Source organism: Paraburkholderia sp. J76, from assembly GCF_905220295.1.
Lineage (GTDB): Bacteria > Pseudomonadota > Gammaproteobacteria > Burkholderiales > Burkholderiaceae > Paraburkholderia.
The window spans coordinates 1-23,859 of sequence record NZ_CAJMZJ010000023.1 but is presented as its reverse complement, the minus strand read 5'-3'; the positions used below and the strand labels follow the sequence as shown (position 1 = coordinate 23,859).

Below are 23,859 nucleotides of genomic sequence, written 5' to 3'. Positions count from 1 at the left end.
TCGTAGAATCAGTCCACTCTCCCTCGATGCCAACGCTACTAAACCTTTATCTATTCCTATTCGATTATGAAAGCCATCCGTTCCGTTCTCGTTGCCGCGCTCCTGTCGGCCGTTGCAGCCGCACCCGCACTCGCGGCCGATGACCTCTCACAAGTCAGTACGTCCGGGGTATTTCGTGTCGGCACCGAAGGCACGTACGCACCCTTCACCTACCACGACGAGACAGGCAAGCTCACGGGCTTCGACGTCGACATCGCAACGGCAATCGCACAGCGGATCGGCGTGAAGCCGCAATTCGTCGAGGGCAAGTGGGACGGCCTGATCGCCGGTCTCGATGTCAATCGCTATGACGCGGTAATCAACGAGGTTTCGATCACGGACGCGCGCAAGGTCAAGTATGATTTTTCGGCGCCGTATATCTCGACGCGTGCCGTGCTGATCGTGCGCTCGGACAATACGACCATCCATTCCTTCGACGACCTCAAAGGCAAGAAGTCGGCCAATACGCTGACCAGCAACTTCGGCAAGCTCGCGGCATCGCACGGCGCCGATGTCGTGCCGGTTCAGGGCTTCAATGAATCGATCGATCTGCTGACCTCGGGCCGCGTGGACGCCACCGTGAACGACTCGCTCTCGTTCCTCGACTTCCAGAAGCACAAGCCTGACGCCAAACTCAAGATCGCAGCCACCGATACCTCTTCCGCCGACGACCAGTCCGGCGTGCTGATCCGCAAGGGCAACCCCCAACTGCTCGCGGCGATCGACAAGGCGCTCGCGGACATCAAGGCCGACGGCACCTACGCGAAAATTTCGCAAAAGTACTTCGGCAAAGACATTTCGCAATAAGGCGGACTGAACGATGCCTGCATGGCTGCATCTGATGGCGCAATCGTTGTGGCCACTGCTCTACGCGGGACTCGTGTTTACCGTCCCGCTCACGCTGGCTTCGTTTGCAATCGGCATGGTGCTCGCGTTCGGCGCGGCGCTCATCCGCCTGTTCGGGCAGCGATGGGCAGTCGCCGCCGTGCGCTTCTATATCTGGCTCTTTCGCGGCTCGCCGCTGCTCGTACAGTTGTTCGTCATTTTCTACGGATTGCCCAACGTGGGCATCGTGTTCGATCCGTTGACGGCGGCGATCATCGGCTTTTCGCTCAACGTCGGCGCCTATAACGCGGAAGTCATTCGCGGCGTGATCGAATCGATTCCGCGCGGGCAGTGGGAAGCAGCCTATTCGATGAACATGACGCGCGCGCAGGCGTTGCGCCGCGCCATCCTGCCGCAAGCGATCCGCGTGGCATTGCCCGCCCTTTCGAACTCGTTCATCTCGCTCGTGAAGGACACTTCGCTCGCGGCGGTGCTGACCGTGCCGGAAATCTTCCAGGCCGCCCAACGCATTGCGGCCGTGACTTACGAACCCCTGGTTCTCTATACCGAGGCGGCATTGATCTATCTGGTGTTCAGCTCCGTGCTCTCGCAGGCGCAAGGCCGGCTCGAAGCGCGCTACGGCCGCCACGCCCTGTTTTCGGCGGCGCGCTGATGATCCGTATCGAGCAACTCCACAAGTCGTTCGGCGAGCATCGCGTTCTCGCGGACATCGACCTGACGCTCAAAGCGGGCAGTGTCACCGCGCTCATCGGACCGTCGGGCAGCGGCAAGAGCACGCTCCTTCGCTGCGTCAATTTGCTGGAAGTCCCCGATTCGGGTGCATTGAGCGTGGGCGACGCCCGCGTGGAATTCGGCCCGCATCGCCGGCTGTCTCACGGCGAAATCGCGTCGGTGCGCAGACATACCGGCATGGTGTTCCAGAACTTCCAGCTATTCCCCCACCTGAGTGTCATCGACAACGTCATGGAAGGACTGCTAACGGTCCTCAAATGGGAAAAGGATCGCGCACGGGAGCGCGCGTCCACGCTCCTCGCGAAGGTCGGAATTGCGCAGAAGGCCGACGCGTGGCCGTCCACGCTGTCGGGCGGCCAGCAGCAGCGCGTGGCCATTGCACGCGCGCTCGCCCCATCGCCCCAAGTCTTGCTCTGCGACGAGCCCACCTCGGCGCTCGACCCCGAACTCTCCGCCGAAGTCGTCGCGGTGCTGAGGCAGCTTGCGCTGGAGGGCACGACCATGCTGATGGCGACGCACGACTTGCGGCTCGCGGCTTCTGTCGCTCATGACGCCGTGTTCCTCAAGGATGGCGCGATCGTCGAGGCCGGGCCGTCTCGCGAACTCTTCTCGCGCCCGAGCGATGCGCGCACGGCGCGCTTCGTCGCCACGCTCACGCAGGCGCTGCCGGCATTCTGAGCGCAAGCCGCGCACCGGTACGGCTATCCCGCGAGACCTCGGCCGTTGCGCCGTTCCATCCTCAAACCGCGTCATGCGCCGCGATGTTGCGATATTGTCCCTTGAAATACAGTAAAGGCTGCGCAGCGGCAGTTTCCTGCAGGTTTAGCGCTTTCACCTCTCCAATCACGATCAGGTGATCACCTGCGGCGTGTTCGGCGTGGATCTCGCAATCAAGCCAGTGAAGGCTGCCGGCAATGATCGGATTACCGAGCGGCGATTCCTGCCATTCGACTCCGTGCCACTTGTCCGAGCCTCGCCGGGCAAACTGGTTCGAAACCTTGACTTGCTCGTCTGAGAGGATATTGACTGCGAATCGACCGGCCTGGCGAATTTTAGGGAAGCTGGCCGAACTGGACATTACGCTGAATGACACCAGCGGCGGGCTCATCGACACGCTATAGAACGACTGGCAGGTGAAGCCAATCGGCTCGCCATCGATGTGTGACGTAATTACCGTGATACCGGATGCGTAGTGCCCGAGCGCTTCACGAAAGCTCAATGGCTCGATAGCAGTACCAGGGAGTGACATAGCAGGTAATGGAACTGGATGCAGCTCGAAAGTGTCAGGGAAGGCCTGAAGCAGGCCGGTAATGCTGGCTGACATCGGCTTCGCCAATGTCGAAAGGTGGAACCCATCGGTCGAAACCGACCCAATCCCACTCAATTCTCCGCGTTTGGCCGTCGCGAGCACTCACGACGGCCATTCCGCCCCAAATTAGTTCGCGAGTTCTCCGCGGACGATTTCTGCGCCTGCACTCAAGGCTTCCAGCTTGCCTTTCGCTATTGCACGAGACAAGGGAGCCATGCCGCAGTTGGTGCACGGATAGAGCTTGTCGGCATCGACAAACTGGAGTGCTTTTCGCAGGGTATTGGCGACTTCCTCGGGCGTTTCAACGGTATTGCTAGCCACGTCGATGGCCCCCACCATCACTTTCTTGCCGCGAATAAGCTCGATGAGATCCATCGGAACGTGAGAGTTGTGGCATTCCAGCGAGACCATGCCGATACTGGACTTTTGCAGTTTGGGAAAAGCCTCTTCATACTGCCGCCACTCCGACCCCAGCGTCTTCTTCCAGTCCGTATTGGCCTTGATGCCATAGCCATAGCAAATATGGACAGCCGTTTCGCACTTAAGCCCCTCGATGGCCCTTTCCAGTGTGGCAACGCCCCACTCATTCACCTCATCGAAGAACACATTGAATGCGGGTTCATCAAACTGAATAATATCGACCCCGGCAGCTTCCAGTTCCCTCGCTTCCTGATTCAGGATTTTGGCGAATTCCCAAGCCAGTTTTTCGCGGCTTTTATAGTGATCGTCATAGAGCGTGTCGATCATCGTCATCGGACCGGGCAGCGCCCATTTGATGGGTTGCTTCGTTTGCTGACGCAAGAATCTGGCATCTTCGACAAAGACCGGCTTCTGGCGAGCAACAGCACCAACGACCGTCGGTACGCTTGCATCATAGCGATCACGAATTCTGACGGTCTTGCGGTTCTCGAAATCGACGCCGTCCAGATGCTCGATAAACGTGGTCACAAAATGCTGGCGCGTTTGTTCGCCGTCACTGACGATATCGATACCTGCGTGTTGTTGTTCTTGCAGCGACAGACGCAACGCATCCTGTTTACCCTCGATCAATCCCTCATCCTGCAATTTCCACGGTGACCAAAGTTTCTCGGGTTCCGCGAGCCATGAAGGTTTAGGCAAGCTGCCGGCAGTTGAAGTGGGTAGCAATTTTTTCACAATAGATGACCTTGCGTTTTGATTAGTCAAAGAGCGTAGTTCGCAGACCACTGCTCAAGAACAGCCTGATAGGGTTTGATAAACTGCTCTTCAACAAACCTTCCCTGCTCGATAGCCAGCCGGCTACGTTCCTCTCGATCATAAACAATTCGGGTGAGCGAAAAATCCTGGTTCTTCAAACTTGGCCGATAGGATTTTCCCGCTGCCGAATTTGCATTGTAAATTTCAGGCCGGTAAATCTTCTGGAAGGTGTCCATCGTGCTGATGGTGCCGATAAGCTCCAGATTGGTGTAATCGCCAGTCAAATCGCCAGAAAAATAAAAAGCCAAAGGCGCAGCGCTATTCGGCGGCATGAAATAGCGAACGTTCAGCCCCATTTTTTTAAAATATTCGTCGGTTAACGAATATTCATCCTGCTCGTATTCAACGCCCAATACCGGATGCTGATTTTCAGTCCGACGATAGGTCTTGCTGCTCGAAACGCTGAGACATATGACAGGCGGCTTCTTGAAATTGTCCTTGTAAGCGCTTGAATTCACGAAGCATTTGAACAGCTTTCCATGCAGGTCTCCAAAATTCTCTGGCGTGCTGAAGCCGGGCTGATTCTTGTTGTGCTCCAGCAGCAGTACGCTAAAGTCATAGTCCCGCACGTAAGAGGAGAAATTATTGCCCGCAATACCCTCAATGCGCTCTCCCGTGCTTTGATCGACAATATTCGTTTTCAATATTTCGATCAAGGGAAGCGCGTTGCCACTGCCTTCGCTATCAAGACTCATCTCAACGGAAATGATTTCAAGCTTGACGGTATAACGATTGCCGTTAGGGTTGTCCCAATGCGCCAGTGCATTGAAACGGTTGTCAATCATCCTGAAGGTGTTGCGCAAATTCTCCTGGCGGCTCGTACCTCTGGCCAGGTTCGCAAAGTTGGTGGTGATGCGCGTATTTTCCGCAGGGTGATAGTCTTCGTCGAAACAAATGCTTTTAATAGCAAATGTGAAGTCTTTACTCATCTTGATCTACCGCCATAAATTCTGATAAAAACCTGTTTTTACCGCTTGCATTTTCAGAATTTTATGCTATCCGATCGATGAATAAAAATGAATTGATTTCATGCAACCATTAGCTATCTTCATGTGTTCGATAGGTGTTCTTCCATACCTGCCGAAGGCAGCTACCCGGTGCCATGCGGGAATCCGATCTACAGATGGAGAACTCAAGATTCAATTGCGGAATCGTCGTCGCCGTAGAACTTCACGCCCAGTTGAATGCGCTCCCGGCCTGTTTCCAGTCGATGCCGATTGGTGTCGCGTAGCGAGTAGACGCAGCCGCAATATTCCTGCTGGTAGAAGTTTTCCCGCTTGCTGATTTCGATCATGCGGGCTGATCCGCCTGCCTTGCGCCAGTTGTACTCCCAATACATCAGGTCGGAATAACGGGACGCAGCACGCACGCCGCTGTCGTTGATCTGCTGCATGTTCTTCCAGCGGGAGATACCCAGCGAACTGGTCATGACCGGAAAACCATGCTCGTGAGCATAGAGCGCCGTGCGCTCGAAGCGCATGTCGAAGCACATGGTGCAACGAATGCCCCGCTCCGGTTCGTTTTCCATCCCGCGCGCGCGTTCGAACCAGTTATCCCGGTCGTAATCGGCATCGACGAAAGGAATGCCAAACTTTTCGGCGAAGCGGATATTTTCATCCTTGCGCAGTTCGTATTCCTTGCGCGGATGAATATTGGGGTTGTAAAAAAAGATCGTGAAGTCGATGCCCGACGCCACCATGGCTTCCATGACTTCCCCGGAGCACGGCGCGCAGCACGAGTGCAGCAGCACCTTGCTCTGGCCGCCAGGCAGTGGAAGAGGCTTGCGGCTATGGGTTGATGTCATAACATCTCCTCTCGCTAAAACGTCCCGCAGGCCGATGCAAAACTGGCGTGCTTACGCAACGACCGGTTGTCTTTCAGGCCTCGCGCCAGATACATGCTGTAACCCGCAATTATCCTGGGCCACCTGCTATCTGACCATGGATTATTCTTCATATATCCATTAGTTTCGTTCATCCGAAAACCCACTCATGGCGTCGCACTGCGTTCGCGTACGATAAGTACAGGCCGTAGTGAAAGTGTCACTGCTTGAGCAGAGCCGTGTATTCGGCGACTTTGCCGCAAACTGCAGCCCTGTCGCTTGTCGATGCGGAAGTTCGTTCATAAGCGAGGCGGCAGGCGCTAGCCGGCCCAACAACGGTCATTGGCGCGTTCGCATTGAGTGACAGAAATCGGGCGTACAACGCTCAGCGTTTCCAGGACGCATATTCGCGGAGGCGATTGAGCCTGGCGCCATAGCGTCGGTCGGTCGTGTACTCGACTCAAACGTTGAATTGCCCGGCAAGCGCATCGACTACTACACGGACGCGAGCTGTGCGCGCGAGGTCAGCGTGCAACACCATCCACGCCTCGTACGGCGACTGTCTTCGCCGGGTTGGCCAAATCCGTACAAGCTCCGGATATCGCTGCGCCATATACGTCGGCAATTCACCCAGTGCGAGACCGGCCCGCACGAATGCCCCGAGCATCAGGCTGGAATCCAGCTCCGCGACGACACGTCCCTTCGCTCTCGACTCACCCACGAGCGTTCCCTCCTGACGCGTCGTGACACCCGGCAGGTAGACCGCGAGATCGTGCCCGGCGAATTCTTCGTCCGGCTTCGGCTCCCCCCGCCGCGCGACATAACTGCGCGATGCGTAAAGCCCAACCTCCCAGCTTCCTAGTCGCCGAACGATCAAGCCCTGTTGTTGCGGCCGCTCCGTGCGGATGGCGATGTCGGCTTCGCGGCGCGACAGATCGAGCAGACGCGGTGTCGTGCTCAAAAGCACCCGGATACCTGGATGCTGTGTCTGAAGCCGCTCGATTGCCGGAATGACGAAATCGATGGCCAGAGTATCGGTCGTGGTGACGCGTACTTCCCCTTCCACGCGCTCGTCCGCGCCTTCGCTGCGGCGCTCGAACGATACCGCGAGGCGCTCCATTTCGCTCGCGGCTTCGAGCGCCTGCTCGCCGGCGGCGGTCAGCAAGAAGCCACCCGTGGTGCGCAGGAACAATCGGCTGCCGAGCGCGCCTTCAAGGCTGCCTAACCGGCGCCCAACGGTGGTCTGATCGACGCCCAACTGCTGCGCGGCTCCACTCAGCGTGCCCGACCGATGCACGGCCAGAAAGATTCGAACGTCGTCCCAGTTCATGTCGAATATGTCGAATGTCGATCTGCATATTTGCAGACCCGGTATGCAATGTCGTGCATTTTCACATGAAGCTCGACTCTCTAGCATGACGGACTCCACTGCCATCACCGCACGCCCTCTGGCCCGCGTGCAACGGAGCCCATTTCATGCCACGCCTGTCTTTCATTCTTACCGTCGCAATCCTCAATGCGTTTGGCCTGATCGCATCGGACGTCTATCTGCCGGCCATGCCGCACATGGCCGCCGTTTTTGGTGTCGCCAACTGGCGGATGCCGCAGACGGTCTCGGTGTATCTGCTCGTGCTCGCGGTCGCGCAACTTGTCTACGGCCCGCTTTCGGACCGCCACGGACGCAAACCTGTGCTGTTTGCCGGCATCTCGCTGTACTTTGTCGGCTCACTCGGCTGCGCGGCGGCCACGCACTTTGGCGCATTCCTCGCATGGCGCATGGTGGAGGCCGCCGGCGCTGCCGCGGGCCTCGTCATCGGGCGAGCGTGCATCGCCGACACGTGCAGCAAACAGGCGTCTGCCAAGGTCTATGCCGTCGTCTATCCGCTGGTCTCGTTGTCGCCGGCGCTCGCTCCCGCAATCGGCGGCTATCTCGCATCGGCGTTCGGCTGGCACGCCGACTTTCTCTTCGTCGCGGGATTCGCACTCGCAGCGTTGCTGATGGCGATGACGCTGCTGCCCGAGACGCTTCCCGTGCCCGACAGGAAGCGCCATACACCCCTCGCGGGCTTCGCCGACGTGCTTCGCGACAATGCCTTTCGACGCTATACCATCGTCGTCTGCGCCATCTATTGCGCCTGGTTCGTCTATCTGACGCAATCGCCCTTCGTATTCGCGAGCCTCGGTTTGCGCGAGGCACAGAGCGGCTGGCTGTATCTGCCGCTAACCGCAAGCATCATCGCGGCAAATTTGCTGGTCCGGCGCTGGCTCGATCGTTGGGCGTACGATCGGATTGTCACAGTCGGCATCGCGTGTTTCGTGCTGGGCGGACTGGCGTTCGGCTTTGTCGCGACGCGCGGCGTCACAAGCGTCGCGGCAGTGATCCTCCCGATGTGCCTGGTCAGTCTCGCAAATGGCTCGTCACTGTCACTGGCCGTATCGGGCGCCGTCACTGGCGCGCACGGACATGCTGCGACCGCCTCCGGGCTGGTCGGGTTCTTTCAGATCAGCAGTTCCGCATTGATGGCCTCGTTGATCAGTGCTGCGTGGGGCACGGGGTCCGTGGTGCTGGCATCTGCAATTTTGCTTTTCGCGCTACTCGCGATGGCGGCGTGCATCTCGCCTCGACGGGGGGGCGAGTGTATCGAGTGAAACGCAGACGAGTCGGGGGACGCATGGCGCATTCATGCCGCCCCGTCTCTCCTCCGATGCGACCATCGTGCGGCGTACAGGATCGCATCAACCAAGGCCATCGACGGGCATTCAACGCTCAAACGGAGCGTTCTCATTCTGGTACCGCGACGCCCACAGGTAGTCCGCCAAATCTCGCGATTCGCACCCTCAAGATCCTCCCGTAAGCCGCCGATAACTGGACAAGAAAGTGGTGAACGGCTGACCCGCATTTCGCGTGACAGTATTTCCTGGAGATTTTCGTGCGTTTCCCGTTGTTTCGTCGCGTGATGACCTTGTCTCTCGCCGCTGTGGCTTGCTCCGCCTGCTCCGCTTTCGATCCGGCCAATCCGGACAATGCGGACCCGAAAATCAGCTTTGAGCGCGCTCACCAAGTGGCGCAAGACAACAACCTTCAATGCCTCTGGGCAAGAGGGGCAGACCCGAAAACGGGCAGTTACCACTGCGTGCCTACGGGGAGAGTGGGCCACGACGACACTCGATTGGCTTTCGTCGAAATCGGACTGCGCGTGACCGATGGAGGCGTGAGACTGCCAGAAGGCGCCGGGGCCCCGTTGCGGGTGGCAACGATCGACGGGAAGCTTCAGCTAGTGCAGGCCTCAATTGAGAACCGCGCCTACTCGATGCGTGAACAACAAGGCGAGACGCGGCACGAACAAAAGCCCTCTACCGATGCCCTGAAAGAGCAAGAGGTGCACGCAGCGTACTGACGCCCGCGACAGCGGTGCTGCGCGCGAATGTAACAGTGACGCGCCCGCGCGATCCCGGTCTAGATCAGTTCGGAAATTTCGATGAGGTTCAGATCGGGATCGCGCACATAGACGGAACGGATTTTCTGCGTCGCGCCCGTGCGCTCGACCGGGCCTTCGACGATCGGCCAGTTCTTCTCTCCGAGATGCGCGATCACGGCGTCGAGCGGCACGGCGGCAATGAAGCACAGGTCGAGCGCCCCTGGCGCCGGCACATGGGCCTTGGGTTCGAATTCCGCGCCGCGCACATGCAGATTGATCTTCTGGTTGCCGAAGCGAAACGCGAGCCGCCCCGCGCCGAAGGTCTCCAGTTGCATCTGCAACACTTCGGTATAGAAATGCTTCGTGGCCTCGGGGTCCACGCAGGTCAGCACCAGATGGTCGAGGTGGTCGATCAATGCCATGCTTCGCTCCTTGTCACGAGAACGCCCGTTGCGCGGGCACGCCTTGCGCCGCTTCCGGCCCCGGATGCAGGTCGAGGCGGCGAGGTCGACGCCGGTATCATAGCCGTCGAGTTCGAGCATAGGCGCGAGTTCTTCGGTGCATACCCGCTCGCGCCCCGCGCGTACGGACAGCCGCCAAGGCCGCCGAACGAGGCGTCGAAGCGCACGTGGCGTGGCGGTGTCTCCCCGACTGACTGCGGCTAACCGCGATTGATTATGGGAGACACGACGAACCTGACCGCACCCTTCGATAATCGATGCTTGTTCAATCTGGCTTGAACAAATGGAAAGGGTGGGATGCGTTTCGCGCCGCATCAACCGGGGCCCTGAATATCGCGGCGTTTTACGAGGGAACGCCGCAGAAGGGGTAACTGCGGTAGTCACTGCGCGTTGAGCGCGAGGCGCGGCAACCGCATCGGGGTTGCCCGCGCCTGAATCGTCAGGCCATTTCCGGCTGCTTTGCGTGCCACCATTCGTCCACGGCCTGCTTCGCCGTTTGTTCGACCACGCTGAGCGCCATCAGCACATCGATCTTGAGCTTGGGAATGGCAAGCTCAACGCTCGGCAGCTTCGCCGTTTCCACCTGGGCATCCACGCCTTCCATCACCGCGCGGCACAGCCACTGCGTGTCCGTCGCGTCTGCCTTCGCATCGACACTGACTCGAAAGCCACGATATTCGACTGCCATATACTCTCCCGAAACCTGACAAAACGTAATGCTCGCCCCGCCGGACGGCGCGATGAGGGGGCGACTATATCACTACTTACATGACGTTTCAGCGCGGTTCGCAAAGGGCCGGGAAGAGTAGCGCGCCCGTATTCACGCCCTGTTTTCACGAGCGAGCGTGGCGGGCCGTGTGGAAGCCTGGCGCATCGTCCGCCAGCCCACGATCGCGAGCGATACACCCGAGATCACGGCGGCAAGCGAAACGTAATACGCAGGCGCGAGCGTATCGCCCGTCATGTGAATCAGCACTTCGGCGATCGTCGGCGCGAAACCGCCAAACAGCGTCACACCCAGGCTGTACGCGATGGAAAGGCCCGCCGAGCGCACGCGAACCGGAAAAATCTCCGACATCAGCGCGGGCATCGGGCCCGAATACGCGGCCTTGAAAATGCCCGCCGCGCCCTGGAGCACGATCAGCCAGCCGATGGTCGGATGACGCTGCAACAGCGCGAACATTGGATAGGTGAGCGAAGCAAGCAGGATCGACGTGGTCAGCATGATGCGAATGCGCCCGATGCGGTCCGAGAGCGCGCCCATGACCGGCGAGAGCGCGAACTGCAGGCCGCCGTTGAGCACGACCACGCCGAACGAGGTTGCGGCCGCCATGTGCAACTGCTTGACGGCGTACATCGGCATGTAAAGCTGAAGGATGTACACGCCAACGGTGGACTGCGCAACGATACCCACCGCAAGCAGCAGATTCACCCATTGACGGCCGAGCCCCGGCTCTTTCGTTGCGCGCGCATCTTGTGCGCCCTGCGCTTGCTGGTTTTCGACGAACTCAGGCGTTTCATCCAGATGCGAGCGGATATACCAGCCCACGGGGCCGAGCACGAGCCCGAAGAAAAACGGCACGCGCCAGCCCCACGCCTGCAGTTGTTCCGGAGGCAGCCATCCCGCGAGCACGCCGCCGAACGACGCCGCGAGAATCGCTGCCGCACCCTGGCTCGCGAACTGCCAGCTCGCGTAGTAGCCGCGCTTCGCGGGACTGTGCTCGACCATGAACGCCGTCGCGCTGCCGAATTCGCCGCCCACCGCGAAGCCCTGCACGAGTCGCGCGAACAGGATCAGGAGCGGCGCGGCGATGCCGATCGACGCATACGGCGGCATGACCGCCATGGCGAGCGTGCCCGCCATCATGAGCGCGATGGCGAGCGTCAGCGCGGCCTTGCGGCCCTTGCGGTCGCCGTAGATGCCCAGCACGATCGCGCCGAGCGGGCGCATGAGGAAGGAAATGCCGAAGGTGCCGACCGCGAGCAGCGTGGAGAGCCATTCGTCGTGCACGGGAAAGAACTGCTTCGCGATGATGGGCGCGAAGTAGCCGTACACGAGAAAGTCGAACCACTCCAGCGCATTGCCGATCGACGAGGAGAACACGATGCGACGCACCATGCCGCGGCTGAGCGGCGCTCTCGCAACCGATGAACCGGTCTCCATGTCAGTCTCCTCCATTTTTATTTGGTCTACTCATTGTTTGCCGTGAACCGCGAGCGAGGCGTCCCCGCTCGCGGCACACGTGGCTCGCCGCCTGTCAGCCCGTCTGCCGGCCCGCTTGTCAGCCCGCTTCGGCCGTCTAGAAACCCGCCGCGAGCCCGTCGCGGCGTGTGTCGCTCGCGGCCACGTAACCGCGCTCGGGATCGTTGCGATCGAGCTTCCAGATGTACTGGCCCGAACCGAAGTCCATGTACGGATCGTCGATGCCCTTGATCTCGTGGCCGAGTCCTTGCAGCGCGCGCGCCGTCTGCGGGTTGAAGGTCGATTCGATGTCCAGCGTGAAGTCGCGATTGACTTTCCAGCGCGGCGCGTCGCATGCGGCCTGCGGCTGCTGGCCGTAATCGAGCATGCGCACGACCGACTGCAGGTGCCCTTGCGGCTGCATGTCGCCGCCCATCACGCCGAAGCTCATCACCGCTTCCTGGCGGCCGTCCACCTGCTGCGTGAGGAACGCGGGGATGATGGTATGGAACGGGCGCTTGCCGCCTTCCACGACGTTCGGCGAAACCGGGTCCATCGAAAAGCCGCAGCCGCGGTTCTGCAGCGCGATGCCGGTGCCCGGCACGACCACGCCCGACCCGAAGCCCATGTAGTTCGACTGGATGAAGCTCACCATCATGCCGTGCTCGTCAACGGCGCTGAGATAGATCGTGCCGCCCGTGCGCGGCATGCCGAAGTCGAATTGCGTGGCGCGCTTCGGATCGATCAGCTTCGCGCGTTCCTTGAGGTAAGCGTCGTCGAGCATCTGCTCGGGCGTGACTTCCATCGAACGCGGATCGGCAACATAGCGGTACACATCCGCGAAAGCGAGCTTCATGGCCTCGATCTGCAGATGCTGCGACTCGAGGCTGTCGAGCGCGAGCGATCCCACGTCGAACTGTTCGAGAATGCCGAGCGCGATCAGCGCGGCGATGCCCTGCCCGTTCGGCGGAATCTCGTGCACCGTGTAGCCGCGATAGTCCTTGCCGATGGGCTCGACCCATTCCGGGCGATAGTTGCGCAGGTCGTCGAGCGTGAGCGCCCCGCCGCCTTCGCGCGCAAACGCGGCGATGCGTTCGGCGATTTCGCCTTCGTAGTAGTCGCGCGCGCCGCGTTGCGCGAGGCGCCGCAGCGTGGCGGCATGGCCGGGAAAGCACACGCGCTCGCTCACCTCGGGCGCGCGGCCGCGCGGCATGAAGGTCTCGGCAAAGCCTGGCTGGTTGTGCAACTCGGGAATCGCCGCCTGCCACTTGCGCGTGACGATGGTCGCCACGGCGTGGCCGCGCTCGGCGATCTCGATGGCCGGCTCCATCAGGTCGGCGAACGGCAGCTTGCCGAACTTCGTGTGCAGCGCTTCCCAGCCCGCGATCGCGCCGGGCACCGTGACCGTATCCCAGCCTCGCTTGGGCTGCTTCGCGAGACCGTTTTCCTCGCCGTGTTTGCGGCGGAAATAGTCGACGCTCCACGCCGCCGGCGCATTGCCCGACGCGTTCAGGCCGTGCAGCTTCGCGCCGTCCCACACGAGCGCGAAGCAATCGCTGCCAAGACCGTTCGACACGGGCTCGACCACGGTGATGGCGGCAGCGGCGGCGATGGCGGCGTCGATGGCATTGCCGCCTTTCCACAGCATGCGCAGCCCGGCCTGCGCGGCGAGCGGATGCGAGGTCGAGACGATATTGCGGGCGAACACCGGCAGGCGCGGCGTCGAATAGGGGTTTTGCCAGTTGAAGCGCGTCATGGAAGCTCGAATCCGGTAATGAACGATAGCAGCGGCGCGCGCACCGCGGCATTCAGTTGCGGCGCGCACGGCTCACGCCGATCTATCGATTATCTTGAAGGATCAGGCAAAAAAATATTAATATTTTATTGTCGACACTTAAGTTTTCTTTACATGCTCACCCTACGCATGCTGCGCACCTTGCAGGCAGTCGCGCGCAGCGGCTCGTTCGCCACGGCCGCGGAAAAAACCGCTCTCACGCAGGCGGCCGTGAGCCTGCAGATGCGCGGGCTCGAAGACGCGCTCGGCCGCCAGATTTTCGACCGCCGCGCGCGCCAGGTCGCGCTCACGCGCGAAGGCCGCGAAATCTGCGCCAAAGTCGAGCACATTCTCGCGCTGATCGACGAGTTGCCCGCCAGCGCGGGCGACACGATGCGCGGCTCGATCATCATCGGCGCGGTGGTCTCGGTGATCGGCGCGCTTTCGCTGGCCGTCGCGCATCTGAAAACCGGGCACCCGGAACTCGAAGTGCGCCTCACCTCGGCGCGCTCGAACGAACTCGCACGCATGGTGGAAGACGGCGACGTGGACCTGGCCGTAGTAGTTGGCAGTGCAGATGGTTCGCTGCAAGAATCGCTCGCATGGGCCCCGCTCTACGAGGAGCCGCTGATGCTCGTCACAAGCCGCGCGACCTCCGGCGACGATGCGCGCCGCATCCTGCGCGAGCGCGGCTTTCTGCGCTTCGACCGGCGCGTGCCGACGGGCGTCGTAATCGACCACGCACTGGGCGAGCTGGGCATCGAGCCACTCGAATATCTGGAATTGAACTCCATTGAAACGATCGTTTCGCTCGTGCGCAACGACGTGGGCGTGAGCGTGCTGCCGGTCCTGCAAGGCGGCAAATGGCAGAGCGATCCGAATTTGCGGCTCATCGCGCTTCCCGGCCGGCCATTCATCCGCACGGTGGGCATGATTCACCGGAAAGCGCACAAGCAGACTTTGCTCACACAAACGATTGCAGACATGCTGCGCCGGTAACGGCGCCTGGCATGGTCCCTGCCCCGCCAATCGCGTAAGCTAACGTCGTTGCTCGCTCATTCGCGAAGCCTCCAGCTTCGCGCCACGAAGCGGGATCGATACGGAATAGCGAACGCTCCATGCAAAGATCGCTCATCGCGCTGGCTCCAAACCGGTGGCGCAAGCTCTACGCCATCGCACTCGTCACCGGTCTTGCCGCGTGTCAGCAGTTGCCGCCCTTGGGCGAACGCACGCAAACCACGGCGCTAACGTCAACCGAAGCGCGGTCGACTCAACTGGGCGCCGCCGTGGCAGCCGAACTCGCCACGCATCCCGACTTCACCGGCATCGACCCGCTCCCGAATCCGCTTGACGCCTTCGCCTCGCGCGTGGCGCTCGTGCGCGGCGCCCAGCGTACGCTCGACGTTCAGTACTACATCTGGCGCGACGATCTCACCGGCACGCTGCTGCTCGAAGAACTGCGCGAAGCCGCCGACCGCGGCGTGCGCGTGCGCCTGCTGCTCGACGACAACGGCATTCCATCCTCACTCGACACCACGCTCGCGGCGCTCAATGGGCATCCCAACATCGAGGTGCGCCTGTTCAATCCGTTCGTCACGCGAAGGCCCAAAGCCATCGGCTTTCTCACGGACTTCTCGCGGCTGAACCGGCGCATGCACAACAAGTCGCTCACGGCCGATGGCGTGGCGACCATTCTGGGCGGCCGCAATATCGGCGACGAATATTTCGGCGCGACCGACGGCGTCGTGTTCGCGGACCTCGACGTGCTGGCTATCGGCCCCGCCGCCACCGACGTCGCGCACGACTTCGACCGTTACTGGGCCAGCGCTTCGGCCTACCCCGTGTCGCAAATCCTGCCGTACGCGGCGCCCGATGCGCTCGCCACGCTCGATCGCGCGGCGCTTGCCGCGCGCAGCGACCCGGCCGCGCAGGAATACATCGAATCGCTGCGCAAGACCACCGACGTTCGCCGCCTGCTGGACGGCACGCTGCCGCTCGAATGGGCGAAGACGCAACTGGTCAGCGACGATCCTGCGAAAGCGCAGGGCACGGCGCCCAGGGACACGCTCATCCTGAGCCAACTGCACGAGATCGTCGGCGATCCGCACCGCGAACTCGATCTGGTTTCGCCGTACTTCGTGCCGGGCAAGGTCGGCACGCAATACTTCACCCGGCTCGCGGCCCAGGGCGTAACCGTGCGCGTGCTGACCAACTCGCTCGAAGCCACCGACGTTTCCGCCGTCCATTCCGGCTACGCGCGCCGGCGCGTGGCGCTGCTCGAAGGCGGCGTGCAGTTGTTCGAACTGCGGCGCGCGGCGGGCGCCGCGAAGGACAAGGGCAAGAGCGCGGGCAGCGGTCCCTTCGGCAGCACGGGGTCCAGCCTTCACGCCAAAACCTTCGCCGTGGATGCGGAGCGCGTGTTCGTCGGCTCGGTGAATTTCGACCCGCGCTCGGCCAACCTCAATACCGAACTCGGGCTCGTGATCGACAGCCCGGTTCTCGCCAGCCAGATCGAAAAAGCGTTCTGGACCCGCGTGCCGCAACTCGCGTATCAGGCGCATCTCGACGAAAACGGCAAGCTCTACTGGACGCGTCTTTCCGACGACGCGGTCATTCGCTACGACACCGAGCCGAACACCACGTGGAACCAGCGCCTGAGCGTGTGGTTCTTCTCCATCCTGCCGATCGAATGGCTGTTGTAAGGCGCGCTTGAGGCCCGGCGGTTCCCCTGACGGCACCGGCAGGGTTATCCCCAATTTCACCTAAGTTGTCTATACAACATCATGCGGACATTCCTCTCGTCCGCGGCTGCGGGCGTCATTGCACTTACCCCACAGTTCGGAGCCATCGTGGCAATGCCTGAATCCGTCGCCAATCTCGAAACCGATGGCCGCAAGATCCTGGAAACGCGTTCGATCGACTACATCCCCGAGGCCGAGCGCCACGGCAGCCTGTTCAGCCAGTTCACGCTGTGGCTTTCCGCGAACCTGCAGGTCACGGCGATCATTACCGGCGCGCTGGCCGTCGTGCTGGGCGGCGACGTTTTCTGGTCGCTGATCGCGCTGCTGGCTGGACAACTCGTCGGCGGCGCGGTGATGGCGCTGCACGGCGCGCAAGGTCCGCAACTCGGCCTGCCGCAGATGATTTCCAGCCGCGTGCAGTTCGGCGTGTACGGGGCGGCCATTCCCATCGTGCTCGTTTGCATCATGTATATCGGCTTTTCCGCGAGCGGCACGGTGCTCGCGGGCCAGGCCACCGCGCAACTGCTCGACGTTTCCGATACGGCGGGCATCTGCCTTTTCGCGGCGCTCATCGTCGTGCTCACGCTGCTCGGCTATCGTTCGATTCACTTCGTCGGCCGCATTGCCAGCGTGATCGGCGTGCTCGCGTTCGTGTTCATGTTCGCGCAGCTTTTCGCGCACCACGACGTGGGCGCGCTGCTGGCCAACCGCCATTTCTCGGTTGCGAGCTTCCTGCTTTCCATGTCGCTTTCGGCTTCGTGGCAGATCGCGTTCGGCCCCTACGTCGCCGATTATTCGCGCTACCTGCCGCGCTCGACTTCGCCCGCGCGCACGTTCCTCGCGGTCGGGCTCGGCTCGGTGATCGGCGCGCAGGCCGCGATGGTGTTCGGCGTGTTCGCGGCCGCGCTCGCGGGCCACGCGTTCGCGCATCACGAAGTGGCATATATCGTGAGTCTGGGCGCGAGCGGCGCGGTCGCCGCCATGCTCTACTTCAGCATTGCGTTCGGCAAGCTCACCGTCACCACGCTCAACGCCTACGGCAGCTTCATGTCGATGGCGACGATTGTCAGCGCGTTTCGCGCGAAGCGCGCCATCTCCACGCGCCACCGTTTCGTCTACATCATCGCGATGGTCGGCGTCTCGACGCTCGTCGCGCTCGCGGGGCGCCACTCGTTTCTCAAGGAATTCACGGCGTTCATCCTGTTCCTGCTCGCGTTCTTCACGCCGTGGAGCGCGATCAATCTCGTGGACTTCTACTGCTTCACGCAGTCGCGCTACGACGTGCCCGCGCTGTCGAACCCGAATGGCCGCTACGGCCGCTGGAACGCCAGGGCCATTGGCATCTACGTGCTTGGCGTGCTCGTGCAGATGCCGTTCATCTCGACAAGCTTCTATACGGGCCCCTTCGTCGACGCGCTCGGCGGCACGGACATCTCCTGGATTCTCGGCCTGATCGTGCCGGGGGCGCTCTACTACGTCGCCATGCGCCTCACGCCGCCGGTCATTCCCGAACGCCTGATCCTGCCGGTCGAGCAGGAATGAAGCCGCGGCGCAGCGCGCCGCTTCGCTGATCGATACCGTTTCCATTCGCGCGGGTTTCATCACCCGCGCGTTCGTTTCATTTCCTCGATAAATAGTTGTACTGATAATGAAAAAACGCTCCGCTCCGGTTCCTCGTCCCACCGCTCGCGCCACGAGAAGCGCGCTTTGCGCCTGCGCACTCGGCCTTTTCGCGCACGGCGCGTTTGCCCAGGACGGCGTGACGCTCTACGGCCTCATCGACGAATTCGCCCAATACGTCAATACAGGCAACGGATACACGGCCGCCCTCGGTTCGAGCGGCCAATGGGGCAGCCGCTTCGGCCTCAAGGGCAAGGAGGATCTGGGCGGCGGCCAAACGCTGTCCTTCGCCCTCGAAAACGGCTTCAATCCCACGGACGGCACGCTGGCCACGAAGGGATCGTTGTTCGATCGCCAGGCCTGGGTGGGTCTTTCGGGCGGCTGGGGCGAGGTGCGCGCGGGCCGGCAGAATTCGCCGCTCTTCAACGATCAAGGCGGCCAGGACGCCTTTGGCGGCGTCACGCAGGCTTCGGCCATGGACAACCTCACGGTGTTCACGTTCCGCACCAGCAATACCCTCTCCTACGTCACACCCGAACTTGCGGGCCTTCAGGCCGGCGTCTACGTGGGCTTCGGCGACGCGGGCGGCCTGCGCGCCGCGGGTTCGAGCCAGCAGTTCGACGTGACGTACGCGCACGGCCCCCTCGCCGCGTTCGTGGCAGGCCAGTGGCTCAAGAACAGCGAGGGGAGCGCCACGGATCGCACGATCATGGCGGGCACCTCGTACGCTATCGGGCCGGCAACGATCTTCGGCGGCTATTCGGACATGAAATGGCCCGACCTTGCGTTGAACGCCTATACGGTGGGCCTTTCGGCGAAGTATCAGTTCAGCGTGAACAACATCGTCGGGCTTGGCTACGCCATGCTGCGCGATCGCACCTCGCAAGGCGACAACGCCGACCAGATCGGCCTGATGTACGAATACGACCTGTCGAAGACAACGAACTTCTACGGCGCCCTCTCGTTTCTGCGCAATCGTAACCAGGCGAGTTACACACTCGCCGGCGCCGCCAACCCGGGCCTGCCGCTCGCTTATCCGGGCGCGGATGCGCGCGGCGTGCAGATCGGCATTGTTCACCGCTTCTAAACGAAAGAACGGCTCTGGATCGTTCGATCCAGAGCCGTTGCGTTCACAACCAGTCCTGCCGATGTTCGGGAACGGTTACGCCGCCGTTGCGTTCATCGCCTGAATCGCTTCCAGCGCGCCGCCTACCATCTCGCGCAGCACGGGCTGCACCTTCTCCGCGAGCGCGGGAACATAGTCGAACGGCGCCGTTTCGTTCATGTAAGCGGACTGGCACATCTCAAGCTGGATCGCATGCACGCCGTCTTGCGGCGCGCCGAAATGGCGCGTGATATAGCCGCCCTTGAAGCGTCCATTCGCGATCCACGTGTAGCCGCTTGCCGCAGCCGCGCGTTCCGCGCGCGCCTGCACCGCGGCGTTCACCGTGCGACCATCCTGCGTGCCGATGTTGAGGTCGGGCAGTTTGTCGTCGAACAGTCGCGGCAGCACGCTCGCAATCGAATGCGCCTCCCATAGCAGCACATTCGCGTGCACCGAGCGCAGGCGCGCGAGTTCGGCGGCAAGCGTGTCGTGATACGGCTGCCAGAACGTCTGCACGCGGCGCTGGCGCTCTTTCGCGTCGGGCGCGCAGCCCTCGCGATAGATCGGCTCGCCGCGAAACGTTTCGGTCGGGCACAGCGACGTCGTGGTCTGGCCGGGATAAAGGCTCTCGTCGTTCGGCGGCCGGTTCAGGTCGATGACATAGCGCGACACGCGCGCGCCGAGCACGGTCGCGCCCAACGCCTTCGCGAACGCGTACAGGCGATCGAGATGCCAGTCCGTATCGGCGACGGTCAGCGCCACGTCCGTGTACTGGCCGTGCATCGCCGTGGGAATGTGCGTGCCCAGGTGAGGAATCGAAATGATGAGCGGCGCGGTGCCGCGTTCCAGCGAAAAGATGTCGGTCATGGCAAGTAGCGTATCAGTCATCAGCAAGCAATCGGGCGAGTGCCGCGCGATAGTCGGCGTAAAGGCGCGTTTCGTCGCGATGGCGGCGCGCTTCCACGATTTTTTCGCCGCCGGTATAGACGTCGAGGACCGGCGTTTCGCCATGCTCGCAGAACACGACCGACGAAAGCCACGTGAGCGGCTTCTGCGCGGCCAGGTTGGGATGCTGCGCGTCGAGCACGATCCAGTCGGCGCGCGCGCCTTCCTTCAATGCGCCGACCTGGCGTCCCGTCGCCCGAGCGCCGCCTGCGAGCGCGCCTTCGAAAAGACGGTCGGCGACCTGCGCTCGATGCGGCGCGGCCAGCACGTTGCGCTCGCGCCGTGCGAGACGCTGGCCGTATTCGAGCAAGCGAAGCTCCGCGCGCCAGTCCACGCCGATATGGCTGTCCGAGCCCACGCCGAACGCGCCGCCCGCATCGAGATAGTCGCGCGCGGGGAAAATGCCGTCGCCGAGATTCGCTTCGGTCGTGAGGCACAAGCCCGCAATCGCGCCGCTCTGCGCGAGCGCGGCGGTTTCGCGCGCGTCGACATGCGTGGCATGGACGAGACACCAGCGCGAATTCACGTCGAAGCGGTCGAGCAGCCATTGCACCGGCCGCGCGCCTTCGGTCGCGAGACAAGCCTCGACCTCGGCGGTTTGTTCGGCGATATGAATATGCACGGGCGCGCCGGGAAGCGCTTGGTCGAGACCGTCCAGCAGCACGCGCAACGAGTCGTGCGAAACGGCGCGCAGCGAGTGCGGCGCAACGCCGTAGCGCAACGCGCCGTGCTCGGGCCGCCACGCGCGCAGCGCCTCGATAATGCCGAGCAGTTGCTCCGGCGCGTTGATGAAGCGGCGCTGATCGTCGCGCGGCGCCTGCGCGCCGAAACCGCTGTACTGATAGAGCACGGGCAACATCGTCATGCCGATGCCGGTCGTGTCCGCCGCATCGACCACGCGTTGCGCCAGTTCGGCGGGGCTCGCATACGGCTGGCCGTCCTTGCCGTGATGCACGTAGTGAAATTCGCAAACGGACGTGTAGCCCGCTTTGAGCATCTCGACGTAGAGCCAGCGCGCAATCGCGCCGAGATCGTCGGGCGTGATGCGCGCGGCGAAGCGGTACATGAGATCGCGCCAGCTCCAGAAGCTGTCGGTGGGATTCGCGCGATATTCGGTGAGGCCCGCCATGGCGCGCTGAAACGCATGCGAATGAAGATTAGGCATGCCAGGCATGAGCGGGCCGGCCGCCTGCGCAACGCCTTGGGGCGCCTGTGCGAGATCGGGCGTCACGCTGCGCAGCGTTCCCGCCGCGTCCCATTCGAGCAGCACGTTGCGGCGCCAGCCGTCGGGCAAATACGCGTGCCCGGCAAAGAGCGCGCGCGAAGTCGGATTCGTTTCGATGATGGAATTCATGCGTGAAATAGCGTTCAAATAGCGCTCAAACGCGACGATCAAAGACAGTCTCGCCCCCGCGCACCACGCGTGCGCACAGCGGACGGCCGATCCAGTAAGCCAGTTCGGCGAGCGACTGCACCGACCACACGGCAAAGTCCGCGGGACGCCCCACCGCGAGCGAGCCGTGATGCTGCGCGTCGCCGAAAGCCTGCGAGGCGTGCCGCGTCACGCCCTGCAACACCTCGGGCACCGTCATGCGGAACAGCGTGGTCGCCATGTTCATCATGAGCAGCAGCGAGGTCGTGGGCGACGTGCCCGGATTGCTGTCGGTGGAAATGGCGATCGGCACTTCGTAGCGCCGCAGCAGGTCGAGCGGCGGAAGCTGCGTTTCGCGGATGAAGTAGTACGCGCCCGGCAGCAGCACCGCAACGGTGCCCGCTTCCTTCATGGCGGCAACGCCCGCTTCGTCGAGAAACTCAAGATGATCGGCCGACAACGCGCGGTGGCGCGCCGCCAGCGCCGCGCCGCCGCTATTCGAAAGCTGCTCGGCGTGCATCTTGACCGCGAGATTGCGCCGCGCGGCCGCTTCGAACACGCGCTCGCTCTGCGCGAGCGAGAAGCCGATTCGTTCGCAGAACACATCGACGGCGTCCACGAGACCTTCATCGGCGAGCGCGGGGAGCATGCGTTCGCACACTTCGTCGATATAGTCGTCGGCGCGGCCCGCGAACTCGGGCGGCAACGCATGCGCGCCGAGAAACGTCGTGCGCACCGTGACCGGATAGCGCTCGCCTAGCGCACGCGCGACACGCAGCATCTTGCGTTCGCTCGCCAGATCGAGGCCATAACCGGATTTGATCTCGACAGCCGTGACGCCTTCGGCAAGCAACGGCTCGAGGCGTGCGGCGGACTGCGCGAACAGTGCGGCTTCGTCGGCCGCGCGCGTGGCGCGTACTGTCGATACGATGCCGCCGCCCTGCCGCGCGATTTCCTCGTAGCTCACGCCCGCCAGGCGCTGCGCGAATTCGTCGGCGCGCTGGCCGCCGTAGACGAGGTGCGTGTGGCAATCCACGAGACCCGGCGTGACCCAGGCGCCGCCCAGGTCCTCGCGCGGCCACCCGGCAAACTGCGCCGGCAATTCAGCAGCCGCGCCGAGCCACGCGATCTTGCCGTCTTCCACGGCAATCGCCGCGTTCTCGACGGCGTGGCCCGGATCGCCCTGCGGGCATAGTTTGAGGTGTTGCCAGAGCGTGCGTTTCATCAGGTCTGCACAGCATCGCGCGATGCCGTTTCCGTAGTGTCTTGCGGCGCTGCATGCAGCACGTCCAACGCGACTGCGAGCAACGCGCCCGCGCCGCGTGTTTCGATATGCACGGGGCGTTGCGCGTCGAGCGTGTCGATGCGCAACGTATCGCCCGCTTCGAGGTGCACGCTTCGCTCGCCGTCCACGCGTATGTCCTGCCCGCCTTGCGCGCAATAGAGCAATACCGTTTGCGCATGCAGGCTGCGCCGCTCGCTGTCGCGCCACACTTCGAGCGTGCCGCGCGCCGCGTCGCGGCGCACCATGAGGTTGAAGTCGCGCGTGGCGCCCTTCACGAGGCGTGCATCGATGGCGGATTCCCCCGCGAAGCGCGCGGCGTCCAGAGGCTGCGTGAGAACGTGTGTGCGGTCCGCTTCGTCGAGCAGCATGCCCGCCCCTTCGAGCAACACCAGCGTACGATCGACGCCCTCGAAACGCGAGAACGGTCCCGCCTGCGCGACGTCGGCGACGCTCACGCGCCACGCGAACGCATCGAGCGACGCGCCAGGCTGCGAGGCCACATGCGCCACCGCGATTTCGCGCGTGACGCCACCGCCGTTCTTCCACGGCGACGCCACGAGCGCCGCGCCACGCAGCAGCGTGAGCCTGGCGGCCTGTATCGCGCCGCCTGACGCTTTTGCGCCGCTCATCGGCCCAGCATCGGCAGCTTGAGCCCCGCCTCGCGCGCGGTCTGCTGCGCGAGTTCGTAGCCGGCATCCGCATGGCGCATCACGCCCGTGGCCGGATCGTTGTGCAGCACGCGGCCCAGACGCTCGTGCGCCGCCTGCGTGCCGTCCGCCACGATCACCACGCCCGAGTGCTGCGAAAAGCCCATGCCCACGCCGCCGCCGTGGTGCAGCGATACCCACGACGCACCGCCCGCCGTGTTCAGCAGCGCATTGAGCAGCGGCCAGTCGCTCACCGCGTCCGAGCCGTCCTTCATCGACTCGGTCTCGCGGTTCGGGCTCGCGACCGAACCCGTATCGAGGTGG

22 protein-coding genes and 2 pseudogenes are annotated in these 23,859 nt (G+C 62.6%); 9 read left to right on the top strand and 15 right to left on the bottom strand.

Annotation, left to right across the window (positions count from 1 at the left end):
* Positions 1–66: 66 nt before the first annotated feature.
* Genes U5768_RS30270 through U5768_RS30260 form a run of 3 tightly spaced genes read left to right on the top strand, consistent with a single transcriptional unit; the run spans position 67 to position 2,295 of the window.
* A complete protein-coding gene (locus tag U5768_RS30270) occupies positions 67–846 on the top strand; it encodes an amino acid ABC transporter substrate-binding protein (RefSeq protein ID WP_322033993.1) in 780 nt (259 codons plus the stop codon).
* Positions 847–859: 13 nt separating this feature from the next.
* Positions 860–1,537: an amino acid ABC transporter permease gene (locus U5768_RS30265; protein WP_322033992.1), complete on the top strand. Its 678-nt coding sequence runs from the start codon at positions 860–862 to the stop codon at positions 1,535–1,537.
* Positions 1,537–2,295 (top strand): amino acid ABC transporter ATP-binding protein, encoded by a 759-nt coding sequence (locus tag U5768_RS30260; protein ID WP_322033991.1) that lies wholly within the window; start codon positions 1,537–1,539, stop codon positions 2,293–2,295. Before U5768_RS30265 ends, U5768_RS30260 begins: the two co-directional genes overlap by 1 nt.
* 61 nt (positions 2,296–2,356) lie before the next feature.
* On the opposite strand, the gene U5768_RS30255 is transcribed toward U5768_RS30260, so the two are convergent.
* The 5 genes from U5768_RS30255 to U5768_RS30235 all read right to left on the bottom strand — a co-directional run bounded on the left by U5768_RS30255 (position 2,357) and on the right by U5768_RS30235 (position 7,314).
* Positions 2,357–2,941, bottom strand: coding sequence for a flavin reductase family protein (locus U5768_RS30255; RefSeq protein ID WP_322033990.1), 585 nt, complete (start codon positions 2,939–2,941; stop codon positions 2,357–2,359).
* A 111-nt stretch (positions 2,942–3,052) separates the two neighbouring features.
* Positions 3,053–4,081 (bottom strand): methionine synthase, encoded by a 1,029-nt coding sequence (locus U5768_RS30250; protein ID WP_322033989.1) that lies wholly within the window; start codon positions 4,079–4,081, stop codon positions 3,053–3,055.
* 26 nt (positions 4,082–4,107) lie between these two features.
* Positions 4,108–5,091 carry a DUF1852 domain-containing protein gene (locus U5768_RS30245; protein WP_322033988.1) on the bottom strand — a complete coding sequence of 328 codons (984 nt, stop codon included), beginning with the start codon at positions 5,089–5,091 and terminating at the stop codon, positions 4,108–4,110.
* Between the two features lie 203 nt (positions 5,092–5,294).
* Positions 5,295–5,966, bottom strand: coding sequence for an epoxyqueuosine reductase QueH (locus U5768_RS30240; RefSeq protein ID WP_322033987.1), 672 nt, complete (start codon positions 5,964–5,966; stop codon positions 5,295–5,297).
* Positions 5,967–6,444: 478 nt separating this feature from the next.
* Positions 6,445–7,314, bottom strand: coding sequence for a LysR family transcriptional regulator (locus tag U5768_RS30235; protein WP_322033986.1), 870 nt, complete (start codon positions 7,312–7,314; stop codon positions 6,445–6,447).
* A 146-nt stretch (positions 7,315–7,460) separates the two neighbouring features.
* Between U5768_RS30235 and U5768_RS30230 the strand changes: the two genes are divergently transcribed.
* Together U5768_RS30230 and U5768_RS30225 are read left to right on the top strand one after the other, a co-directional pair.
* On the top strand, positions 7,461–8,633 hold the full coding sequence (locus U5768_RS30230) for a multidrug effflux MFS transporter (RefSeq protein ID WP_322033985.1): 1,173 nt from the start codon (positions 7,461–7,463) through the stop codon (positions 8,631–8,633).
* A gap of 281 nt (positions 8,634–8,914) precedes the next feature.
* A complete protein-coding gene (locus U5768_RS30225; protein ID WP_322033984.1) occupies positions 8,915–9,382 on the top strand; it encodes a hypothetical protein in 468 nt (155 codons plus the stop codon).
* Positions 9,383–9,441: 59 nt separating this feature from the next.
* Here the strand turns inward: U5768_RS30225 and U5768_RS30220 are convergent, their stop codons facing one another.
* The 5 genes and pseudogenes from U5768_RS30220 to U5768_RS30200 all read right to left on the bottom strand — a co-directional run bounded on the left by U5768_RS30220 (position 9,442) and on the right by U5768_RS30200 (position 13,802).
* Positions 9,442–9,825: a VOC family protein gene (locus U5768_RS30220; protein WP_322034025.1), complete on the bottom strand. Its 384-nt coding sequence runs from the start codon at positions 9,823–9,825 to the stop codon at positions 9,442–9,444.
* Positions 9,826–9,903: 78 nt separating this feature from the next.
* A pseudogene (locus tag U5768_RS30215) lies at positions 9,904–10,028 on the bottom strand (hydroxymethylglutaryl-CoA lyase); the annotation flags it as partial.
* Between the two features lie 275 nt (positions 10,029–10,303).
* Positions 10,304–10,552 carry a hypothetical protein gene (locus U5768_RS30210; RefSeq protein ID WP_322033983.1) on the bottom strand — a complete coding sequence of 83 codons (249 nt, stop codon included), beginning with the start codon at positions 10,550–10,552 and terminating at the stop codon, positions 10,304–10,306.
* 132 nt (positions 10,553–10,684) lie between these two features.
* Positions 10,685–12,028, bottom strand: a complete 1,344-nt coding sequence (locus tag U5768_RS30205; RefSeq protein WP_322033982.1) for an MFS transporter — start codon at positions 12,026–12,028, stop codon at positions 10,685–10,687.
* 136 nt (positions 12,029–12,164) lie between these two features.
* A complete protein-coding gene (locus tag U5768_RS30200; RefSeq protein ID WP_322033981.1) occupies positions 12,165–13,802 on the bottom strand; it encodes a gamma-glutamyltransferase family protein in 1,638 nt (545 codons plus the stop codon).
* Between the two features lie 153 nt (positions 13,803–13,955).
* Here U5768_RS30200 and U5768_RS30195 point away from each other — a divergent pair, with 153 nt between their 5' ends.
* From U5768_RS30195 to U5768_RS30180, 4 genes are all read left to right on the top strand, one after another.
* On the top strand, positions 13,956–14,819 hold the full coding sequence (locus tag U5768_RS30195; RefSeq protein WP_322033980.1) for a LysR family transcriptional regulator: 864 nt from the start codon (positions 13,956–13,958) through the stop codon (positions 14,817–14,819).
* 119 nt (positions 14,820–14,938) lie between these two features.
* Positions 14,939–16,522 carry a phospholipase D family protein gene (locus tag U5768_RS30190; protein WP_322033979.1) on the top strand — a complete coding sequence of 528 codons (1,584 nt, stop codon included), beginning with the start codon at positions 14,939–14,941 and terminating at the stop codon, positions 16,520–16,522.
* A 153-nt stretch (positions 16,523–16,675) separates the two neighbouring features.
* Positions 16,676–18,103: a cytosine permease gene (locus U5768_RS30185; protein WP_322033978.1), complete on the top strand. Its 1,428-nt coding sequence runs from the start codon at positions 16,676–16,678 to the stop codon at positions 18,101–18,103.
* 106 nt (positions 18,104–18,209) lie between these two features.
* Positions 18,210–19,268 (top strand): porin, encoded by a 1,059-nt coding sequence (locus U5768_RS30180; protein WP_322033977.1) that lies wholly within the window; start codon positions 18,210–18,212, stop codon positions 19,266–19,268.
* A 75-nt stretch (positions 19,269–19,343) separates the two neighbouring features.
* On the opposite strand, the gene hutG is transcribed toward U5768_RS30180, so the two are convergent.
* From hutG to U5768_RS30155, 5 genes and pseudogenes are all read right to left on the bottom strand, one after another.
* On the bottom strand, positions 19,344–20,153 hold the full coding sequence (hutG, locus tag U5768_RS30175) for an N-formylglutamate deformylase (RefSeq protein ID WP_322034024.1): 810 nt from the start codon (positions 20,151–20,153) through the stop codon (positions 19,344–19,346).
* 13 nt (positions 20,154–20,166) lie between these two features.
* Positions 20,167–21,585, bottom strand: a complete 1,419-nt coding sequence (locus U5768_RS30170; protein WP_322033976.1) for a formimidoylglutamate deiminase — start codon at positions 21,583–21,585, stop codon at positions 20,167–20,169.
* 25 nt (positions 21,586–21,610) lie between these two features.
* On the bottom strand, positions 21,611–22,828 hold the full coding sequence (gene hutI, locus U5768_RS30165) for an imidazolonepropionase (protein WP_322033975.1): 1,218 nt from the start codon (positions 22,826–22,828) through the stop codon (positions 21,611–21,613).
* Complete coding sequence (locus U5768_RS30160) at positions 22,828–23,517, bottom strand: HutD family protein (RefSeq protein WP_322033974.1); 690 nt, start codon at positions 23,515–23,517, stop codon at positions 22,828–22,830. The genes hutI and U5768_RS30160 overlap by 1 nt, the downstream gene beginning before the upstream one ends.
* Positions 23,514–23,859, bottom strand: a pseudogene (locus tag U5768_RS30155) (urocanate hydratase); the annotation flags it as partial. The pseudogene U5768_RS30155 and the gene U5768_RS30160, both read right to left, overlap by 4 nt.